Here is a 20,097-nt window from a genome sequence, read left to right on the forward strand (position 1 = left end):
GGTAACGCAAGAAAGTCTTGCATGACCTTAGGCTATCTTTTTAAGTAATAGAGGTAACGCAAGAACGTCATGCACATCCTTTTCTCGCCTTATAATTTTTAACAGAAAAGCAAAAATGTGTTTGTATTACATGGTTTTATTTCTGGTGAAACTGTTAGTGAATACCTTTATAACATTGATTTAAGAATGATGATGTGTGTTGAAGCCAATTTTCATTATCGAAGATGGCTTTATTTTTGGTTAGTAAAAAAAATTAAAGGATTTTTTCCCGCTTAAAGAGAAAGTGTATCCAGAACCAAATATATTAAAGGTGTTTATGGAGGATATCTTATGGAAAAAATCGCTTTCGTCACAGGAGCAGATCGTGGGTTAGGCTTTTCGTTAACACGCTGGCTGTTAGAGAATGAGTACAGAGTATTTGCAGGACGATATAACAAGGAGTGGAATCTTTTAGATGAATTAAAAACAGAATATCCTGAAAAAATTGAGTTGGTTACATTGGATGTTGGTAATGATGAAAGTGTAAAAGCAGCTGCAGTTTTTATAGAGGAACGGACGTCTTATCTAGATGTAATTATTAATAATGCAGGTATTATTGATCAGGCAAAAGATGCAACGATATTGGAGGAACAAGATTTCGAGGTTATGAAGCAATTGTTTAATGTAAATTCACTTGGTGCGCTGAGAGTTGTTAATCAACTTGTGGATTTATTGTTAAAAGGGAATACAAAACTAGTCGTAAATATTTCTTCCGAGGCAGGAAGTATTGCAAAAAACCATAGAACGAATTGGTATGGTTATTGCATGTCAAAGGCAGCGTTGAATATGCAGTCTGCTATTTTACATAAGCATTTGGTGTCTTTAGGTGGCCAAGTATTAGTATTTCATCCGGGCTGGATGCAAACGTATATGGAAGGCTTTTTTTATAAGGAAGCTACTTATCCACCAGAAGTTGCGGCGGATAAAATAATGAAACTCGTTCAAGATCATAAACGATTTATGGCGGAAGAGCCCGCATTTATTGATCTTGAAGGAGAAGTTTGGCCATGGTAAGAAGAATTCAATTGTAAAATATAGTAAACTAATAATATATAACAAAATAAATTTATGATTTTCTAGAAAAAGAATGGGAGCGAATACATTTGGAGAAACAGCTGAATGTCGGTTTAATTGGGTATGGATTTGCAGGAAGAGCTTTTCACGCACCTGTTATCACTTCAGTACCAGGATTAAATTTAAGAAAAGTTGTGGAAAGACGCAGTGATTTTTCTAAAAAACGATATCCGTGGGTTGAAATAGTTCGCTCTGCGGATGATCTATATAGGGATCCAGAAATTGATTTAGTCGTCGTAACGACTCCAAGTACAAATCATGTTGAATTTGTGCGTGATGCTCTTAACGCCGATAAGCATGTCGTCGTAGAAAAGCCATTTACTGCTACGGCTGAAGAAGCAGATGAATTGATTGAACTTGCTAAAGAAAAAAATAAGGTTTTAAGTGTATTTCACAATCGTCGCTGGGATGGTGACTTCATGACCATTCGTGAAATCCTTCAAAATGGATTAATTGGTGAAGTGAAGGAATGCGAATTCCATTGGGATAGTTTTAATCCCATCGCAGCATCCACTAATTGGAGGGAAAAATCTGGTCTAGGTACTGGAGTATTGTATGATTTGGGAGTTCACTTAATTGATCAAGCAGTTTGTCTTTTTGGTATCCCAAACATGATTTCTGCTGATGTTCATATTCAACGTGAAGGCGCTGCCGCACATGATTATTTCGATTTGACCCTTTTCTATGATCGTCATCTGAAAGTTTCGTTGAAATCGTCAAGAATGGTCCGCACGAGAGGCCCACGATATACCCTGCATGGAGATAAAGGATCATTTATTAAATACGGATTAGATCCCCAAGAACAGGCATTAATTGACGGACATACACCAGCGAATAGTAGAGATTGGGGAAAAGAACCCGAGGAATTATGGGGATCCATTGATACGACAGTAGGTGGATTGAATGTTAAAGGTACTATAGAAACAATTCCTGGTGCCTATCAGGATTACTATCAAAATATTTATGAGCATATTACGGGAGTATCCGATCTTGTTGTTAAACCAGAGGAAGCACGAATGAATATTCGTCTAATAGAGCTTGCACTTGAAAGCCATAAGGAAGGTAAAGTAATACCAATACGCTTATAAAAAAAACAAAGTGAGTTGAGAGATATGTTTCCATTTAAAATAGCACTTAACACTTCAACATTATTTCCTTTTAAGCTCAATGTCATCCAGCAAATTGAGATAGCTGCGGAAGCAGGATATGAGGGGATCGAGCTCTGGATGAAAGATATCGAAGCTTATATTGCGAGTGGTGGAACGGTTCAAGATATTAAGTCTGCCTTAGAGAAAGCGAATATAGAATTTATTAACGCGATTGCATTTTTTAAATGGGCTGACGTGGACATTGATACTAGAAAAGCAGCTTTTGAACAGGCTGAAAAGGAAATGCAACTTCTAGAGTCATTAGGATGTAAATACATAGCTGCTCCTCCATTTGGTGATGTTGAAGAGACTAGTCTAGATGAGATGGCAAGTTATTTTGTACATTTAGTACAAATCGGACGGCAAGTTGGAGTCGAGCCGATTCTTGAATTTTGGGGAAAGGCTAAAAAGCTTTCAACATTGGATGAAGCCCGTTACGTATTAGATCAGAGCAATGTTTCTAATGGCAAAATGTTATTAGATCCATTTCATATGTATGTTGGTGGTAGTGATTTTACTGGACTGGAAAACTTAAAAGGAGATCAAATCGGCGTTTTTCATATTAATGATTGTCCAAGTCATCCTGTGAAAGAGGAACTAACTGATCAGGATCGCGTTTTTCCAGGAGAAGGAGATTCGCCTACTAGCGAAATTGCAAAAATATTAAATAATATACAATATGATGGATACTTGTCCTTGGAATTATTCATCGAGGATTTTCAAGGAAAAACAGTTGCTGAAGTTGCCAAGTATGGTCTAAATTCTGTAAGAAATTCTTACTCGGTCATGGAATAAAGTAATAAGGCGGCATTATTTTTTTGCTATGTCGCCTTTTGAATTAATTATCAAAACGAGGAGGATTAGACGATTGAAGAAATGGTTAATAATTGGAATTCCCCTCATTTTAGTCCTTGTAGGTTCCGCTATTTATATAACAAAATTTTATCCTGGAAAAGAAGTTAAAGTTGTGAAAGAACACTCAACGAGTAATGAAGAACAGCCGGTAGCTGAAGTTGATGTGGAAGTGGATGAAAATGAAAACATAGCATTAACAAATGAAGCGATTAAAGAAACGCACGATAGATTAAACAGTCTTGTTGGATGGGGAAAAGCTGAAAAATTCAGCTTTAAATCTAATAAGGAGAAATTAGATTCTTTATATAATGACATTGAATTAATTATTATTTATGCAAAAACAGACACAGTGAAATCCGATATGCAAAATGCTTTAGATGCACTTGAAAAGGCAATGAAAAATGAAGATATTAATGGTTTGATTGTCGTTCATCGCATTGTTCATGATTTAGATGGATATTTAAATGATAACCCGTTAGATGGAAAAGTGTGGGGATACACTGAGACTGTGAGTGGTAATGCAAAGAAGGCGTTAAAATATATTCAATGATACTTATAAAATAAGATGAGCTTTTTTCGATATTTTTCTGTTATAGATTGGAATAGAGAGAGAAGCTCATGATGAGGTCCTTTCTTTTTTGTAGTACGAGTTTAATCGAGTGGAAATCAATCGAGACTTATTTTCATAATTTCGTCTCGATTGCGCATGAATCTGGATATTACAATTGCTTTTTACGTAGTTCTGTCTCGAACGAGCATGAATCGAGACAAAACTTTTATCTTTTGCATCATTCAGTCTCGATTGCCTGGGAACGCGATAGTTATTAGTGCAATATCGTATAAGTATGTATTGGGTGAGTTTTACACAAATTTGCTCAAATAGCACCTACACCACTCCAGACCTTTTTCTATTTACCGGAACTCGTAACATTCGACAAAAAATTGAACATTTTGTTACATACGTTGCATTTGTGTCATGGTTTTTATATAATGAAAAAGTTCCTAATTGATGCGGGTGTAGTTTAGTGGTAAAACTACAGCCTTCCAAGCTGTTGTCGTGGGTTCGATTCCCATCACCCGCTCCATACATACCAAGCGCAGTGACTTGTTCTTAAATTGAACGGGGTGCTGCGTTTTTTACTGTAATCTTTCCTTCACCTCCATTGATTTGAATGAACATTTCAGATAAGGAAGCGAGGAGTTTTTTTGCTGAATCGTCATTAATTGAAGATGGTAAGTAAACGATTTGAACGGCATTCGTTGTATTATTTGTTACAGCAGTTCGGGTTGAATCTACGAAAGGACTTCCAAAAGGACCTTCGTTATCAGAGGAAATAAGCAAATTTTCAAGCTGATTTTGTCTTCCGTTTAGACCTTCATACATTTCATCTTTTTGTCCAATGCGAAGTACGATATCCCCAAATATTTTATCCTTATCGTAGATGCCGATCGGAACTCTATATTTTAATGAAAAAAAGTTATTTATATCAGCAGCCGAGTTCATACTAGGAAGAAATTGTTGTTTCTTTACTCGTCTATACAATGCTTCCGCTGAGTGTCTATAGCGATTCGGGTCTTTACCAAGTCGTTTGAAAATCGTGCGCCATTCTTTTATTTCTTCATAGTCATTGATGTTCAAATCTTCTAGATCAAAAAATAAAGATTCTTGGAATAATTGTAGTCTTCCTTTTAACATTTGCGGAGATTCTTCTACTATGATGTTCTCATAATCGATAATACCAATTTTTAATTCAGGCAATGCAACACATAATTGTGAGTCTAAATGAATTTCCAACCTTTCCACCTCCAAAAAGCATTAAAAATAGTTTACCATAGAAATATCCATAAAATCTTAATCGGCAAATCGTCGTTTATATAAAATAAATGCTCTTTTAAAGTTGTATGTTGATTAACTCTCCATCCACTCGCATTCAGAGGGCATAACCAACTCTCTCGCAGGGGTTAACCTTGACCCGTTAATCAACACAATAGCTAAATCAACGATTATCTTAAACTAAGCCAAAAATAAAAAGAAAGGAGGAACTATAGTGGATTATCGTCAACTGAAGAAAGATATAATTGCATATAGTAAAAGCATCGGCATTGATAAAATTGGATTTGCTAGTTCCGATCCTTTTATTGAGATGAAAAATTTACTGATTCGACAACAAGAGCTCGGATATCAATCCGGTTTTGAAGAAAAAGATATTGATAAGCGAACGGATCCGAGTCTTATTTTTGATGGTCCGCGTTCTATTATAGCTATTGCTCTTGCATACCCATCAAGAATGAAAGATGCACCGATAGGCAAGAAAGGTGAAAGAAGGGGAATCTTTTGCCGCGCCTCATGGGGGATCGATTACCACATTTTAGTTCGTGAAAAGCTTGAACAATTAGCTTCATATATCGATAGTAGGATTCCGGATGCACGATATAAATTGATGGTGGATACAGGGGAGTTAGTGGATCGAGCGGTTGCTGAACGAGCTGGTATTGGTTGGAGTGGAAAAAACTGTTCCATTATTACTCCAGAATTTGGATCGTATGTATATCTTGGGGAAATGATTACGAATCTTCCTTTTGAACCGGATGAACCTTTACACGACCAATGTGGAGAATGTAGATTGTGTATCGATGTTTGTCCAACAGGAGCGCTCGTCCAACCCGGTCAGTTAAATGCGCAGAAATGTATCGCTTTTCAAACCCAAACAAAAGGATTATTGGCAGATGAGTTTAGGGATAAACTTGGTAATCGTATTTATGGTTGTGATACATGCCAGACGATTTGCCCGAAAAATAAAGGAATGGATTATCATGTCCATCCTGAAATGGAGCCGAGTCCTGAGATTGCCAAACCGCTACTACAACCGCTTCTTTCCATATCAAATCGAGATTTTAAAGAACAGTTTGGGGGAATTTCAGGTTCATGGCGCGGTAAGAAACCAATCCAACGAAATGCTATTGTTGCTCTGGCTCATTTTAAAGAAAAGTCAGCAGTAAAAGAATTAATTGAAGTCATGAAGGAAGATATTCGCCCTGTTATGAGGGGAACAGCCGCATGGGCATTAGGAAAAGTTGGAGGATCAGAAGCGAAAGAAGCATTGTTGGAAGCTGAAAAAGAAGAACAGGATGAAGAAGTATTGCAGGAAATTAAAAAAGGTCTAGATTTTTTTACTATTAAAGATGAAGTGTAATGACTTCATCTTTTTTTATACTTTTAACCGACTTCTCACGCATATATATCGGTGAGGAGGTGCGTCTCTTGAAAAAGCAATTGGCTGCAAAACTGGAGGAACGTTCTGAACAGTTTGTTCAGAGGAGAAAAATAGAAGATGAAAAAATCGTAAAGAAACAACAATTAATGCAGAAAAGAAAAGCCGAAATTGTAAAAGTAATGGCAACTGGAAAAATTGAATCGAGGGAGAGAACCGATGATCACGAACAAATATATTATCATGTGCATTTAAAATATTTTATTCGTCAAGGTGGGCATTTCTATCTTGAAGAAGAGATTGAAAATCGAAAGGCATCGATTTTTAAAGGAGCGGTTTTCGAAGATGTAGAGATCCCAGTCAATTATCCAAAAGAGGAAGAAGAGGCCCCATTGTTGAGGGAGCGTGGCTATGAACAAAGAGCGCCTTATTATTATGATCGTTTGAGAGCAGTTCAATATGCCGAGAGATGGTGGAATGACTATAATCCAGCATATAAAAAATTTGAAGTGGATTGTACTAATTTTATATCCCAATGCCTTCATACAGGTGGTGCTCCTATGCGAGGGTACCCTAATCCTTCGAAAGGATGGTGGCATCAATATCGGAGCTGGAGCTATAGCTGGGCAGTTGCTAATTCACTCAAGAGGCATCTTCAAACATCTACAGTTGGTCTTAGGGCGCGTGAGGTAAGAGATCCAATGCAACTTAAGTTAGGGGATGTCATTTGTTATGATTTTCAAGGGGATGGGCGGTTTGATCACAACACAATCGTAACCGGTAAAGATGCAGCCGGGATGCCGCTAGTCAATGCCCACACTTATAATAGTAGAATGCGGTACTGGGCGTATGAAGATTCCTCGGCATATACACCTAATATTAAGTACAAGATGTTTACAATTGTAGATGATGCATAGGATTTTATTGTATAATGGCACGGTATAGTAAACTAAAATCAGAAGAGTTCTTTTGAATAAAAAAAGGAAAGCGCATAGAAGGAGTTCAATCTTCGTCTGATTTTTGTTTTTGCCTCCAGCGGATGCCTCGGATTTTTGAATTGGAATTTTAGTTCTGAATATGGGCGCCTTTCCGCATGGGTTATAGATTAAGGGGTGAATTTAAGTGCCAATTCATGTTGTATTATTTCAACCAGAAATTCCTGCCAATACGGGAAATATTGCAAGAACTTGTGCTGCTACCGGAACGAAGCTTCATTTAATTAGACCACTTGGATTTTCAACCGATGATAAAATGCTAAAAAGGGCTGGTCTGGATTACTGGGAGTTCGTAGATATTACGTATTATGATTCTTTAGAAGAATTTTTTGAGAAGAATCGTGAAGGTGAACATTATTTATTAACCAAATATGGTACAAAACCACATACTAGTTTTAATTATAGTGATCCAAATACACATTATTATTTTATTTTCGGGCGTGAAACGAAAGGATTACCGAAGGAGTTTATCGATGAACACAGGGAAACATGTTTGCGGATTCCTATGAATGATCATGTGCGTTCCTTAAATCTATCTAACACCGCAGCGATCCTTATTTATGAAGCTCTTCGTCAACAAGGATATCCAGATCTTCTTTGATAAATAAAAGTCCCCATTTTTGAATGGGGACTTTTCAATTTATACCTGCATTTCTTCATATGCTATATATTCTAGAGCTAAATCACAAATTTCATTTATATCTTCTTTATAAATAGTCTCCTTAAAAACATTTTTCGTTGGGTTAAGTACGCTTTCAACTAAAAATTCTCTTGGTGACTCTGATCGAAATTCTGAAAGAAGAAATTCCAAATAATTTAGTTTTGCTTCACCAATATTTTCGGATCTTAAATGGGAAACGATGATGTCTAACTGATTCATTATTTTTTCTTTAATATCATCTTTCGAGTATGAGTTTTTATTTTTCTCAAATGTTAGGCATTTATCAGAAAAAAATGGTGCTTTTTCGTTTTGATGAGCACTGAGTACTTGAATACGGTCTAAAGCAAAACGGATTGTCTTCTCAAAATCGTATTCTTTTTTTGAACCTAGCATCCTTACATGCATTGTTTGTTGTATAATTCCAAAGAAAATCACAGAATAATCCATTGAAAAGCGTATAGCATCTGTTCCAAATAATTCCGCTATTCTACTTGCAGTCCATTTGAGTTCGTTCATATGTCGATGACGCATATATGTTTTTAACTCTTCATCTTTTGAAGAAAATACAGATTCATAAAGGGCCAGTAAACTTTGCTCCCTGTTCATTTTCATCCGTACTAATACTTGTTGAATAAAAACCTCAGGATCATTTTTAGGTTTTCCAAGAGATATTTCTTGTCGTAAATAGCTCGTTTCATCTCCTACTTGATCAAGAATGGCCATTAAACATGCATTTTTTGAAGTAAAATGATTATAAAAAGTACCCTTGGCAATTCGAGCATCATCTAATATATCTTGAATTGAAGTCGTTTGAAATCCTTTTTCTATAAATAAACGATGTGCTACATCTAGTATTTGCTTTTTTCTGGGATTCATATTCTCACCTTTTTGTACCGGTAGTCTATTTTTTATATTAGCTTCAAATCAGGGTTAAATCAACTTTTTTTAAATATAATTATTTTTTTATTGATTTTTATAGACTGCGGGTATAAAATGTGAAAGGCGAGTATAAGGAAGAAAAAATACAGATATTAATTGTATGACTGGAGGAGTGAATTTTGGATATACAATCCATACAAAAAAAGCCACCTTATGGTGCGATTGGTATTCTTTTTTTGGGAGCCTTCGTATCATTTTTAACGAATACGTTGATAAATATTGCACTGCCATCAATAAAAGAAGAATTTGATATAAGCATGTCAACCGTTCAATGGTTATCAACAGGATATATGCTTATAAATGGAATTCTCATTCCTGCGAGTGCCTTTTTTATTCAAAGAATTTCCAACAGAAAATTATTAATTGCCGCACTCAGCTTATTTACGTTAGGAACTTTACTTGCAAGTGTTGCTCCGTCTTTTGGCGTTTTATTAGCTGGAAGAATGGTCCAAGCTTCAGGCTCTGCTATTATGATGCCGTTATTAATGAATGTCATGTTAACAGCTTTTCCTGTTGAAAAAAGAGGAACAGCAATGGGATTTTTTGGTCTTGTAATGATTACCGCTCCTGCTATTGGACCGACATTGTCAGGATATATTATTGAACATTACAGCTGGAGAACGTTGTTTGATGTAGTTCTGCCATTCGCTTTAATATGTTTAATCCTAGCTATTTTTAAAATGAAAAATATTACACCATTGAAAAATGTTCATCTTGATATATTGTCGCTAATATTGTCAAGTATCGCTTTCGGTAGTCTTTTATACGGCTTTAGTTCAGCTGGAGATAAAGGCTGGGGAGATCCGATCGTATATGGAACTATCTCACTTGGCTCCGTGGCATTAATTCTTTTTATTGTGCGCCAGTTGTTTATGAACGAACCAATGCTCGAGTTTCGGATTTATAAACACCGAATGTTTGCATTGTCTTCAGCTATTTCGATTGTCGTTTCTGTTTCAATGTTTTCAGGAATGATTTTAACACCAATGTATGTGCAAATAGTAAGAGGAATTTCACCAATGGATTCAGGACTTTTAATGTTGCCTGGGGCGTTAGTGATGGGAATTATGTCGCCAATCACTGGAAAGCTTTTCGATAAATATGGTGCTAAGGTTCTTGCACTTGTAGGTTTAACGATTATGATTGTCACTACGTATTTATTTACAGATTTGACATTGGAAACTTCTTATTTACATCTTATTTTGTTATATACATTCCGTATGTTTGGTATGTCTATGGTAATGATGCCAGTTATGACAAATGGAATGAACCAGCTTCCAATGCAAATGAATCCTCATGGTACTGCAATGAATAATACTCTTCAGCAAGTATCTGGGGCGATTGGAACAGCCTTTATGGTTACTCTTATGAATAAGCGAACAGAAAGTTCAGCAAAGGAATTAGCTGCTAATGCAATGGCAAAAATGGATGCAAATGCTGCTCAACCATCAGCTGAAGCTGCAGCGGAAATGAAGCAACATATTATGCATCAAGCAATGTTGGACGGAATTACACATGCATTCCTAATCTCTACTTTCATCGCATTAGTTGCCTTAATTTTAGCGTTCTTTATTAAAAGGGTTAAACCACCTGTACAATCAATGCAAGATAATAAATCAGTCGTTCAGTCCAAACGTGTAGCTACTGAATAAAACCATAAAAAAAGCACACTGAAACTGCCATCATGATGGCAGTTTCAGTGCGTTAACAACGAAAACATTATGTAGTATTTTACTCAGATTAGTTGAAACGTCAATTATGATGCGGACAAGGCAAAAAAATAATTAGATAATAAGCTAGGACCATCGAGTGGTTTTCCTTATTTGGGAAATTCGTGGACTGCCCAAAAAGAGCTAAAACATTGTTCTTCACGATGGTCATGAAAATGAGAAGATGACCAATTGGATTTGGCAAGGTCCAGTATTGGGTAGTACTTTTTTGTGAAAAAGCTCATATAAATAACCAAAAGGAGATTCGAATAATCTCCTTTTGGCTACAGTTTGAAATTACCATCATAAGTGCAATTTTTTGTTTAGACTAGTAACCACTTGCCCCTTTACCTATGATAACTCAAAACCGACTAGTTCTGTTGGATCCGTCGTGCTTCTTTATCACAAGCGCCGACCTTATTTCTTATTTACTCCCGGCTTATCTTCATAACCTGCTGTAAAGATAGCAGATAAAAATGCAATAATAACTCCGATGACCAAGATTGTTTTCATAGTATATGTAAGCCTCCTTTTAATCCTAACGCGATTATGAAATTATTATAGCCCATTTTTATTATAATGTGAATGAATCATGTTTTTTATTACCTGAAATATGACGAGTTCGTGAAGTAAGTTATGGAGCTCTTCGGGAATTAATCATCTTTAGTTGTCCATAAGCATACAATGGAATAATCATCTCTCATCAACAGGGAGGTCCTTTATGGATATTTTAAAAAAGATTGAACAATACCGTTCGCAAGAGGAAAGTTTGAAATGGGAAGGGACGTTTGCCGACTACTTGTTATTGCTTAAAGAGAAATCGTGGGTCGCCCAGTCCGCCCACTCCCGAATATATAATATGATCAAAGATGCAGGGGTCGAGGTAATAAACGATCGAAAAGTGTATCAATTCTTTTGCCATCAATTATTTGGACTTGAAGAGGCATTGGAAAAACTTGTAGAGGAATATTTTCATCCTTCTGCGAAACGCCTTGATGTCCGAAAAAGAATCCTTCTATTGATGGGACCAGTCAGTGGAGGAAAATCGACACTTGTTACGATGCTAAAACGAGGACTGGAGGCATACACGAGGACAGATGAGGGAGCGGTTTTTGCAATAAAGGGATGCCCTATGCACGAAGATCCATTACATTTGATTCCACTTCATTTACGAGATGATTTTTATGAAGAATACGGAATAAGGATCGAAGGAAATCTTTCACCATTAAATACAATGAGGCTAGAGGAAGAGTATGGTGGCCGAATAGAGGATGTACTCGTAGAGCGCGTTTTCTTTACTGAGGATAAGCGTGTAGGAATTGGAACGTTTAGCCCCTCTGATCCCAAATCCCAAGATATTGCAGATTTGACAGGTAGTATAGATTTTTCTACGATTGCGGAATATGGTTCTGAATCAGATCCAAGAGCCTATCGATTTGATGGGGAATTGAATAAGGCAAACCGAGGATTAATGGAATTCCAAGAAATGTTAAAATGTGATGAAAAATTTCTATGGCATTTGCTTTCTTTGACTCAAGAAGGAAATTTTAAAGCAGGAAGATTCGCTTTAATATCCGCGGATGAACTCATCGTTGCCCACACGAACGAAACGGAATATCGTTCTTTCATTTCCAATAAAAAGAATGAAGCTTTACATTCACGGATTATTGTTATGCCTGTTCCATATAACTTAAAAGTTTCTCAGGAAGAACGGATATATGAAAAAATGATTAAAGAAAGTGATGTCGCTGATGTCCATATTGCTCCACACACACTTAGAGTAGCAGCGATGTTTACAATTTTAACAAGGTTAAAAGATTCAAAAAGAAGTGATGTGGATTTATTAAAGAAAATGCGTCTTTACGATGGAGAAATGGTAGAAGGTTATAATGTAGCGGATGTTAATGAAATGAAAAAGGAGTTTCAAGAAGAAGGAATGAGTGGTATAGATCCGCGCTACGTCATCAATCGGATATCGTCCACTATCATTAGAAAAGGTATCACAAGCATCAATGCATTAGATGTGCTTAGATCGTTAAAAGAAGGTCTAGATCAGCATCCATCCATTACACAAGAATTGAGAGAGAAGTATTTAAATTTTATCTCACTTGCTCGAAAAGAATACGATGAAATGGCAAAAAAGGAAGTTCAAAAAGCATTTGTTTATTCATATGAAGAATCCGCTAAAACGCTTATGGATAATTATCTTGATAATGTTGAGTCTTTCTGTAATAAAACAAAGATGCGTGATCCATTAACAGGTGAAGAAATCAATCCAGATGAAAAGTTAATGAGATCAATTGAAGAGCAGATTGGCATATCGGAAAATGCGAAGAAAGCATTCAGGGAAGAAATCTTGATTCGTATTTCAGCATTAGCAAGAAAAGGAAAAAGATTTGATTACAGATCGCATGCGAGACTAAGAGAAGCGATACAGAAAAAACTATTTGCAGATCTGAAGGATGTCGTGAAGATAACTACATCCGCTAAAACTCCAGATGAGCAGCAATTAAAGAAAATAAATGAAGTAGTCGCTCGATTAATCGATGAACATGGATACAATTCCACTTCGGCCAATGATTTATTGCGATATGTAGGAAGCTTATTGAATCGTTGATATAGTATACTTGCCTTCTTAGCAGACAATTTGCTGTTGAGAAGGCTTTTAATTAGGAATGAATTGCAGGCAATACCTATCAACTTGTGAACTATATGAGTTTACCTCAAACCTTATAAGTATAATAACCAAATTCTTCTTTTTTGTTTCCCAAATTAAGTGCCTCCCGTATTACAGCTCAAATGAGTCTTTAATAGATCAATCAAAATCCTCATCATACTTCTGTCGTTGTCTAAAACGATAGCCCTTTTCTAATAAGCTTGTCCTTTTCTAAAACACTTTGTAAATTATTTTGTTTTTTTGCATATGATAGAGTAATTACAACAAGCATTCATTAGAAAAGGGCGAATGAAGATGGCAGTCGAGATAATATATGTAAAAATTCATTTTTGGTGACTAAAAAATATAAGTTTTTTTCAAAAGATTTATTTTTAAGAGGGAGGGTGTAGAGATGTCAGAGCAAGTGCATCACCAGTTCGTTGTATCACAGGAAGATTGGTCCCTCCACCGGAAAGGCCATGATGACCAACAGCGCCATCAAGAAAAAGTCCAAGAGGCAATTCGAAATAATTTGCCTGATTTAATTACAGAAGAAAGTATTATTATGTCCGATGGACGGGACGTTGTAAAAATTCCTATTAGATCTTTGGATGAGTATAAAATTCGTTATAATTATGATAAAAATAAGCATGTCGGGCAAGGAGACGGTGACAGCAAAATAGGAGATGTCGTCGCAAGAGAGGGGCCAGACCAAAAAGGTCCTGGGAAAGGTCAAGGAGCAGGGGATCAAGCCGGAGAAGATTATTACGAAGCAGAAGTCTCGATGATGGAGCTTGAGGAAGCGCTCTTTAAAGAGCTGGAACTGCCTAACCTAAAGCGAAAAGAGCTCGATACAAATCAAATTGAACATATTGAATATAATGATATTCGCAAAACTGGATTAATGGGAAATATTGATAAGAAAAGAACGATGATGTCAGCCTTTAAACGAAATGCCATGAAAGGTGAGCCCAAATTTTATCCTATATATCCAGAAGATTTAAAATTTAAAACATGGAGCGATGTACAAAAACCTGAATCAAGCGCAGTTGTACTAGCGATGATGGACACGAGTGGCTCTATGGGAATATGGGAAAAATACATGGCGCGAAGCTTCTTTTTCTGGATGACACGTTTTTTAAGAACAAAATATGAATCAGTCACAATTGAATTTATCGCCCATCATACAGAAGCTAAAGTCGTAACCGAGGAAGAATTTTTCTCGAAAGGAGAGAGTGGAGGTACGATTTGCTCCTCTGTTTATAGAAAAGCAATTGAAATAATAGGTGAAAAATATGATCCTGCACGCTACAATATTTATCCGTTTCATTTTTCTGATGGTGATAATTTAACATCAGATAATCCAAGATGCATTAAGCTCGTTAATGAACTAATGGAAATAACGAATATGTTTGGATATGGTGAAGTAAATCAATATCAGCGAAATTCCACGTTAATGTCTGCCTATAAAAATATTAAGGATGAAAAATTTTATTACTATATCTTAAAACAAAAATCAGATGTATTTCATGCTATGAAAAGTTTCTTTAAAAAAGAAGAAGAACGACAACGGGTGTAAACCGGATATATTTTCCGGTTTTTTCTTTTTTTTGGTATGTAACTCCAGCGCCCACCAACTAGAAAACTGATATGGGGGAAACTGTCAATGCCCACTTTTTATTGACCCAATGAGTAAGCATTTTTCGGCTTCTATGGTATTAAATTGGTATTGAGATTTTAGGCTAGATTATCTCCTTCTCAGCATGCTAACTATACCTAAATATTATAATTATCAGTCAAGTGCTTTCTTGACTGACAATTATAATATTTAGATAGTTTTTATAGCCGAGAAATGGATTATCGATCTTTTTTTAAGAAATAGAACACGGCAAGATGACAAAATGTAAACTGCAGTTAGCACTCTGATATTCGTTGGTTTTTCACATTTAATATTCCTTATAAAAAATATGTACTAGGTGTATATTTTAAAGAATAGTTTGTAAGCTAACTGGAAAAGACGTACAAAATTTTACTGATGATTAAGCTGGCGCCACAAGAGAGAACAATATGTGCAAAATAACGATAATTTGATAAAGTACGAGCGGTGCCTGTCACCCCTAAGGCTGTCCTCCAGTAAAGGCAGCCTTTTTACGTTATTCGAAAAAATTCGGGGAGTGATAGGCACTGTAAGAAGAATGTTGTCGTAGGAAAAAGGAACCGCCCTAAAAATCATGCTTGTAATATAAAAAGTGACAATTTTTATACAATTGTAATGAAAATTAACCAGAATATTAACATTATGCCCCTATACTCTTAAATAGGGCTCACAACAAATGGAATTGGAGGGATATTTTATAAATGATTTTAATTCCAATCGTATGTATTGTTATTTTGGTCGTCGGTTTTATAGAAACAAGGCAGCATCAAAGAAATGTTAATGCTCTCCCTATACGAATAAATGTGAATGGTATTCGAGGAAAATCAACCGTTACTAGATTAATAACGGGAATTCTTGTAGAAGAAGGGTTAAGAACGGTAGGGAAAACAACGGGTACGTCTGCCAGAATGATCTATTGGAATACGGATGAGGAAAAGCCAATCAAGCGCCGTCCAGAAGGTCCAAATATCCGTGAACAAAAAATGGTCGTCAAAGAAGCTGCTCAATTAAAGGCAGAAGCATTAGTAAGTGAGTGTATGGCCGTAAATCCAGACTACCAAATTGTCTTTCAGAAGAAAATGCTTCAAGCTAACATTGGTGTGATTGTGAATGTATTGGAAGATCATATGGATGTAATGGGGCCAACTCTAGATGAGATTGCAGAAGCATTTACTGCAACGATTCCTTATAACGGTCAACTTATCATTGCTAAGAGTCCTTATGTGGATTATTTCACAAAAATAGCCGAAAAACGGAAATCCGAAGTAATTGTCGTCGACAATGATGATGTATCAGAGGAATTCTTAAAGCAGTTTGAATATATGATATTTCCAGAAAATGCAGCATTGGCACTAGGTGTAGCTAAAGCATTGGGAATCGATAAAAAAACGGCTATGCGTGGAATGTTGAATGCGCATCCTGATCCAGGTGCAATGAGGATCCTGCCTATGGGTGAGTATGAACGCCCATCCTATTTTGTTAATGGATTTGCTGCTAATGATCCTTCTTCAACGTTGAATATTTGGAAGCGCGTTGAAGAGCTAGGTTATCCTACGGATAACCCCATTGTCGTCATGAATTGTCGTGCTGACCGTGTCGATCGTACGGAACAGTTTGCCAGAGATGTTCTCCCATATATTGAAATGGAGAAATTAATATTAATTGGTGAGACGACAGAGCCAATTAGAAAAGCGTTTGAAGCAGGTGACATACCAGCTGAGAAAGTAGTTGATCTAGAGGAGGAAGATACAGAAACAATTATAGAAGCTCTTTCTCATGATTTTACTGGCAAGGTCATCTACGGTGTGGGAAATATCCACGGTGCGGGGGAACCCTTTATAGAAAAACTACAAGAATTCAAATTGGAACAGCATGTCAGCTAGGGGGAATTAAATGTTTGGCTCAGATTTATACATATCGCTTGTACTAGGTGTCATTTTAAGTTTGATATTTGCAGAAAAAACTGGCGTAATGCCTGCAGGATTGGTCGTACCAGGATACCTTGCTCTCGTTTTTGATCAACCAGTATTTATGTTAATGATTTTTTCTATCAGTTTATTAACTTTCCTTATTGTAAATTACGGAATATCACGTATTACGATCTTATATGGAAGAAGAAAATTTGCAGCCATGTTAGTGACAGGTATCGCCTTAAAATTAATTTTCGACTTTTTTTACCCCATCCTTCCTTTTGAAATATACGAGTTTAGGGGAATTGGAGTCATTGTACCTGGACTAATTGCTAATACGATCCAGAAGCAAGGTGTCATTTTAACCTTTACATCGACATTATTACTTAGTGGTCTGACGTTCCTCATCATGTTAGGCTACTACCTTATTTAGGAGATTTTATATGGCTAGAAAACTAACTGCACAAGAGAGAATACTAAGAAAGTTAAAACGCGATAAAAAGAAAAACCTACCTTATACCATCATTACCCTAGCGATAACGATGATCTTAATGATTGTATTTTCCGTTGCCAGTGAGCCGCCGAAAATCAAGGTGAGTAATGATAAAAATACTATTTTTACTGCTACTATGGCTGGTGATGTAATGATGGGACGGAATGTTGAGTACGTAACGAATCGGTATGGTCAGGATTATTTATTTCGATATGTAAAACCATATTTGGAGTCGTCAGACTATGTTGTGAGTAATTTTGAGCATCCCGTTGTTCTACAGGATGGCTACACGAAAGCTGAAAAGTACATTCATTTAAAAACATCTAAGGAGTCCGTCGAGACATTAAAGAACCTTAATTTCAGTGCTGTCACCATTGCAAATAATCATTTAAAGGATTATGGAAAAAGAGGATTGGTAGACACGCTTAATACTTTTAAAGAAGTCGGCCTTGATGCAGTAGGTGCAGGATTGGATCTTGAGGATTCAAAAAAAATATCGTATCAAACAAAGAATAATGTTAAAGTGGCGCTCCTTGGGTTCACCGATTCTTTTACGAAAGGAGCCCGAGCGTTAGAGCTCCGGTCAGGGGTGCTAGCGGCTGATCCTGAAATATTTTTGCCACTCATTAATGAAGCGAAAATGAATGCTGATTTAGTAATCGTGAATGTCCACTGGGGCCAAGAATATGATAACGAAGCCCATCCAAGACAAAAGGAGATAGCTAAAGCCATGGTCGATGCCGGGGCTGACATTATAGTAGGTCATCATCCACATGTTCTTTCATCTGTAGAAGTGTATAAAAATAGTGTCATTTTCTATAGTTTAGGAAACTTTGTGTTTGACCAAGGTTGGACGAGAACGAGAGATAGCGCAATTGTCCAATATAAGCTTCATTCTAATGGCAAAGCAAAAATTGAAGTTACACCATTAAGAATTCGGGAAGCAACACCTAAACCCATTGGGAAATTAGGTTACTTCCATGCCCAAAAAATATTTCGCACGTTAACGAAGGATACGCCAAACAAGGACGAATGGAAAATTGAAAATGGGAAGTTGACTTATGAATTAGATCATTCAAATGTCCTAAAAGAGGTTGCGACTAGTGGAAAATAAGCTATTATTCTCCATTTTGTTCATCGTCGTGTGCGTTTTAACTTTTATGTTATTTAAGAACAATGATATTCAGCTTCAGCCAACCGATGACAATGTGAAGTTTGAAGTTGAGCCTGAGACTCCATTAGAAAGTTCCGTAGGGTATGGGGTGAGTTCTTCTCACCCACTAGCGGTGAAAGTAGGGATGGACATTCTTGAAAATGGTGGAAATGCAGTGGATGCTGCCATCGCCGTATCGTATGCCCTTGGTGTTGTTGAGCCGTATGGTTCAGGTATTGGCGGTGGAGGTGAAATGCTGATTCTGCCGGCAAGCGGGAAAAAGCCGATTCTTTATGAGTATCGTGAAAAGGTGCCGATGTCGGGTACAATCCCTAATGGATATGTTGGAATCCCTGGATTTGTTAAAGGGATGGAAGTTATTCATGATGATTTAGGTTCAGTAAAGATGGCTGATTTGATTCAGCCCTCTATTCATCTCGCCGAAAAGGGGTTTAAAGTGAATCGCCATTTGACAGAGCGCTTAGAGGGTGCTAGTAGCAGAATGCCAATCAACAACCTGACACACTTATTTCCAAATGGTGAAGCGATTAAACCAAATGAAGTATTAAAACAAACAGATTTAGCAGAAGCCTTAAAAATACTTAAAAAAAATGGGGCAGAATCCTTTTATAAAGGAAAACTCGCTAAGAAATTATTACAAGCGGTGCAGCCTTTTACCGCTTATGATTTGGAAAGTTACTCAATTGCGATATCTAGACCTGCTATCGGTAAATTTAAAGATTTTGACGTCATTTCTGCTCCCGCACCTCTTTCTGGTGCTACGTTAATTCAATCTTTACAAATGACAGAAATGCTAAATCTTGCTTCTCTTGAAGTTAATTCTGCTGATTATATTCATCTGTTAGGAGAAATATCGAAGCGAGCTTATTTTGACCGATTAAAAAATATTGCAGATCCAAGTTACTTTCAGCCTCCAGAGAACCTTACGAGTAAGGAATATACTAAAAACCTTGTAAAGGATATTTCTTTGGACAAGCTCTCTGAGAATTACCGGATCAACGACTCGGTTGCAGACGAAGAGGATTACGATAATACTACTCACTTTGTCGTCATAGATAAACAAGGAATGGTTGTGTCTACTACAAACACGCTAGGTAACTTCTTTGGTTCGGGTAAATATGTAGGAGGATTTTTCCTAAACAATCAGTTGAGCAACTTTAGTCAATCACCGAATCTACCAAATAGTCCTGCTCCAGGTAAAAGACCAAGAAGTTTTACGAGCCCGACAATCTTGAAAAATCAGGATATGATTATTGGCATTGGTACTCCAGGAGGAAAACGCATTCCTATGGTGCTTACACAAGTGATCATCCGCCATCTTTTACTAGGAGAATCAGTTCAAGAAGCGATCGATGCACCAAGGTTTTATGTTGAAGATAACGTTATATATACGGAAGAGCCTCTTTCTGAAAATATTAGTAAAGAACTACGTTCAAGAGGATATAAAGTAATAATTAAAAAATCGCCTTCCTTTTACGGAGGAGTACAAGCTCTCATTATTGATCGAAAAAAGGAAGAAATATATGGAGGCGCAGACCAGCGGAGAAGTGGTTACTGGCAAGTAGCAGAATAATA

The 20,097-nt window shown here is 36.7% G+C and carries 16 protein-coding genes and 1 tRNA gene; 15 read left to right on the forward strand and 2 right to left on the reverse strand.

Annotated features, from left to right (window positions below; translation table 11 throughout):
- Nucleotides 1-330 precede the first annotated feature (330 nt).
- The 5 genes from KHA93_RS02205 (at nucleotide 331) to KHA93_RS02225 (ending at nucleotide 4,201) form a co-directional block, all read left to right on the forward strand.
- Entirely contained in the window at nucleotides 331-1,053 is a 723-nt protein-coding gene (locus tag KHA93_RS02205) for an SDR family NAD(P)-dependent oxidoreductase (RefSeq protein ID WP_213109213.1), read from the forward strand.
- 89 nt (nucleotides 1,054-1,142) lie between these two features.
- Nucleotides 1,143-2,201 carry an oxidoreductase gene (locus KHA93_RS02210; protein ID WP_213109214.1) on the forward strand — a complete coding sequence of 353 codons (1,059 nt, stop codon included), beginning with the start codon at nucleotides 1,143-1,145 and terminating at the stop codon, nucleotides 2,199-2,201.
- Between the two features lie 24 nt (nucleotides 2,202-2,225).
- Nucleotides 2,226-3,056 (forward strand): sugar phosphate isomerase/epimerase family protein, encoded by an 831-nt coding sequence (locus KHA93_RS02215; RefSeq protein WP_213109215.1) that lies wholly within the window; start codon nucleotides 2,226-2,228, stop codon nucleotides 3,054-3,056.
- 73 nt (nucleotides 3,057-3,129) lie between these two features.
- Nucleotides 3,130-3,666, forward strand: coding sequence for a hypothetical protein (locus KHA93_RS02220; protein ID WP_213109216.1), 537 nt, complete (start codon nucleotides 3,130-3,132; stop codon nucleotides 3,664-3,666).
- A gap of 461 nt (nucleotides 3,667-4,127) precedes the next feature.
- Nucleotides 4,128-4,201, forward strand: a tRNA-Gly gene (locus tag KHA93_RS02225).
- Nucleotides 4,202-4,227: 26 nt separating this feature from the next.
- Here the strand turns inward: KHA93_RS02225 and KHA93_RS02230 are convergent.
- Nucleotides 4,228-4,911 carry a B3/B4 domain-containing protein gene (locus KHA93_RS02230; protein WP_213109217.1) on the reverse strand — a complete coding sequence of 228 codons (684 nt, stop codon included), beginning with the start codon at nucleotides 4,909-4,911 and terminating at the stop codon, nucleotides 4,228-4,230.
- Nucleotides 4,912-5,164: 253 nt separating this feature from the next.
- Here KHA93_RS02230 and queG point away from each other — a divergent pair, with 253 nt between their 5' ends.
- The 3 genes from queG (at nucleotide 5,165) to trmL (ending at nucleotide 7,924) form a co-directional block, all read left to right on the forward strand.
- A complete protein-coding gene (gene queG / locus KHA93_RS02235; protein ID WP_213109218.1) occupies nucleotides 5,165-6,310 on the forward strand; it encodes a tRNA epoxyqueuosine(34) reductase QueG in 1,146 nt (381 codons plus the stop codon).
- A 68-nt stretch (nucleotides 6,311-6,378) separates the two neighbouring features.
- Nucleotides 6,379-7,245: an amidase domain-containing protein gene (locus KHA93_RS02240; RefSeq protein ID WP_213109219.1), complete on the forward strand. Its 867-nt coding sequence runs from the start codon at nucleotides 6,379-6,381 to the stop codon at nucleotides 7,243-7,245.
- Between the two features lie 205 nt (nucleotides 7,246-7,450).
- Complete coding sequence (gene trmL / locus KHA93_RS02245) at nucleotides 7,451-7,924, forward strand: tRNA (uridine(34)/cytosine(34)/5-carboxymethylaminomethyluridine(34)-2'-O)-methyltransferase TrmL (RefSeq protein ID WP_213109220.1); 474 nt, start codon at nucleotides 7,451-7,453, stop codon at nucleotides 7,922-7,924.
- 39 nt (nucleotides 7,925-7,963) lie between these two features.
- Here the strand turns inward: trmL and KHA93_RS02250 are convergent, their stop codons facing one another.
- Nucleotides 7,964-8,860: a TetR/AcrR family transcriptional regulator gene (locus KHA93_RS02250; protein WP_213109221.1), complete on the reverse strand. Its 897-nt coding sequence runs from the start codon at nucleotides 8,858-8,860 to the stop codon at nucleotides 7,964-7,966.
- A 182-nt stretch (nucleotides 8,861-9,042) separates the two neighbouring features.
- Between KHA93_RS02250 and KHA93_RS02255 the strand changes: the two genes are divergently transcribed.
- From KHA93_RS02255 to ggt, 7 genes are all read left to right on the forward strand, one after another.
- Nucleotides 9,043-10,575 carry a DHA2 family efflux MFS transporter permease subunit gene (locus KHA93_RS02255; RefSeq protein WP_233711021.1) on the forward strand — a complete coding sequence of 511 codons (1,533 nt, stop codon included), beginning with the start codon at nucleotides 9,043-9,045 and terminating at the stop codon, nucleotides 10,573-10,575.
- Nucleotides 10,576-11,353: 778 nt separating this feature from the next.
- A complete protein-coding gene (locus tag KHA93_RS02260) occupies nucleotides 11,354-13,249 on the forward strand; it encodes a PrkA family serine protein kinase (RefSeq protein ID WP_213109222.1) in 1,896 nt (631 codons plus the stop codon).
- A 451-nt stretch (nucleotides 13,250-13,700) separates the two neighbouring features.
- On the forward strand, nucleotides 13,701-14,867 hold the full coding sequence (gene yhbH, locus KHA93_RS02265; RefSeq protein WP_213109223.1) for a sporulation protein YhbH: 1,167 nt from the start codon (nucleotides 13,701-13,703) through the stop codon (nucleotides 14,865-14,867).
- Nucleotides 14,868-15,646: 779 nt separating this feature from the next.
- The gene (gene pgsB, locus KHA93_RS02270) at nucleotides 15,647-16,828 is read left to right on the forward strand and encodes a poly-gamma-glutamate synthase PgsB (RefSeq protein ID WP_213109224.1); all 1,182 of its coding nucleotides are present in this window, start codon (nucleotides 15,647-15,649) and stop codon (nucleotides 16,826-16,828) included.
- A gap of 10 nt (nucleotides 16,829-16,838) precedes the next feature.
- Nucleotides 16,839-17,288 (forward strand): poly-gamma-glutamate biosynthesis protein PgsC, encoded by a 450-nt coding sequence (gene pgsC / locus KHA93_RS02275; protein WP_213109225.1) that lies wholly within the window; start codon nucleotides 16,839-16,841, stop codon nucleotides 17,286-17,288.
- Between the two features lie 10 nt (nucleotides 17,289-17,298).
- Nucleotides 17,299-18,462 (forward strand): CapA family protein, encoded by a 1,164-nt coding sequence (locus tag KHA93_RS02280; protein ID WP_213109226.1) that lies wholly within the window; start codon nucleotides 17,299-17,301, stop codon nucleotides 18,460-18,462.
- Nucleotides 18,452-20,095, forward strand: coding sequence for a gamma-glutamyltransferase (ggt, locus tag KHA93_RS02285; RefSeq protein ID WP_213109227.1), 1,644 nt, complete (start codon nucleotides 18,452-18,454; stop codon nucleotides 20,093-20,095). The genes KHA93_RS02280 and ggt overlap by 11 nt, the downstream gene beginning before the upstream one ends.
- Nucleotides 20,096-20,097: the final 2 nt, after the last annotated feature.

The organism is Lederbergia citrisecunda, assembly GCF_018343695.1.
Taxonomy (GTDB): domain Bacteria; phylum Bacillota; class Bacilli; order Bacillales; family Bacillaceae_C; genus Lederbergia; species Lederbergia citrisecunda.

What these genes read in the sequence shown, in the direction of transcription:
- pgsB (WP_213109224.1), top strand. Translation starts at nt 15,647, where the DNA reads ATGATTTTAATTCCAATCGTATGTATTGTTATTTTGGTCGTCGGTTTT.
- pgsC (WP_213109225.1), top strand. Translation starts at nt 16,839, where the DNA reads ATGTTTGGCTCAGATTTATACATATCGCTTGTACTAGGTGTCATTTTA.
- KHA93_RS02280 (WP_213109226.1), top strand. Translation starts at nt 17,299, where the DNA reads ATGGCTAGAAAACTAACTGCACAAGAGAGAATACTAAGAAAGTTAAAA.
- KHA93_RS02250 (WP_213109221.1), bottom strand. Translation starts at nt 8,860, where the DNA reads ATGAATCCCAGAAAAAAGCAAATACTAGATGTAGCACATCGTTTATTT.
- KHA93_RS02215 (WP_213109215.1), top strand. Translation starts at nt 2,226, where the DNA reads ATGTTTCCATTTAAAATAGCACTTAACACTTCAACATTATTTCCTTTT.
- KHA93_RS02260 (WP_213109222.1), top strand. Translation starts at nt 11,354, where the DNA reads ATGGATATTTTAAAAAAGATTGAACAATACCGTTCGCAAGAGGAAAGT.
- KHA93_RS02205 (WP_213109213.1), top strand. Translation starts at nt 331, where the DNA reads ATGGAAAAAATCGCTTTCGTCACAGGAGCAGATCGTGGGTTAGGCTTT.
- yhbH (WP_213109223.1), top strand. Translation starts at nt 13,701, where the DNA reads ATGTCAGAGCAAGTGCATCACCAGTTCGTTGTATCACAGGAAGATTGG.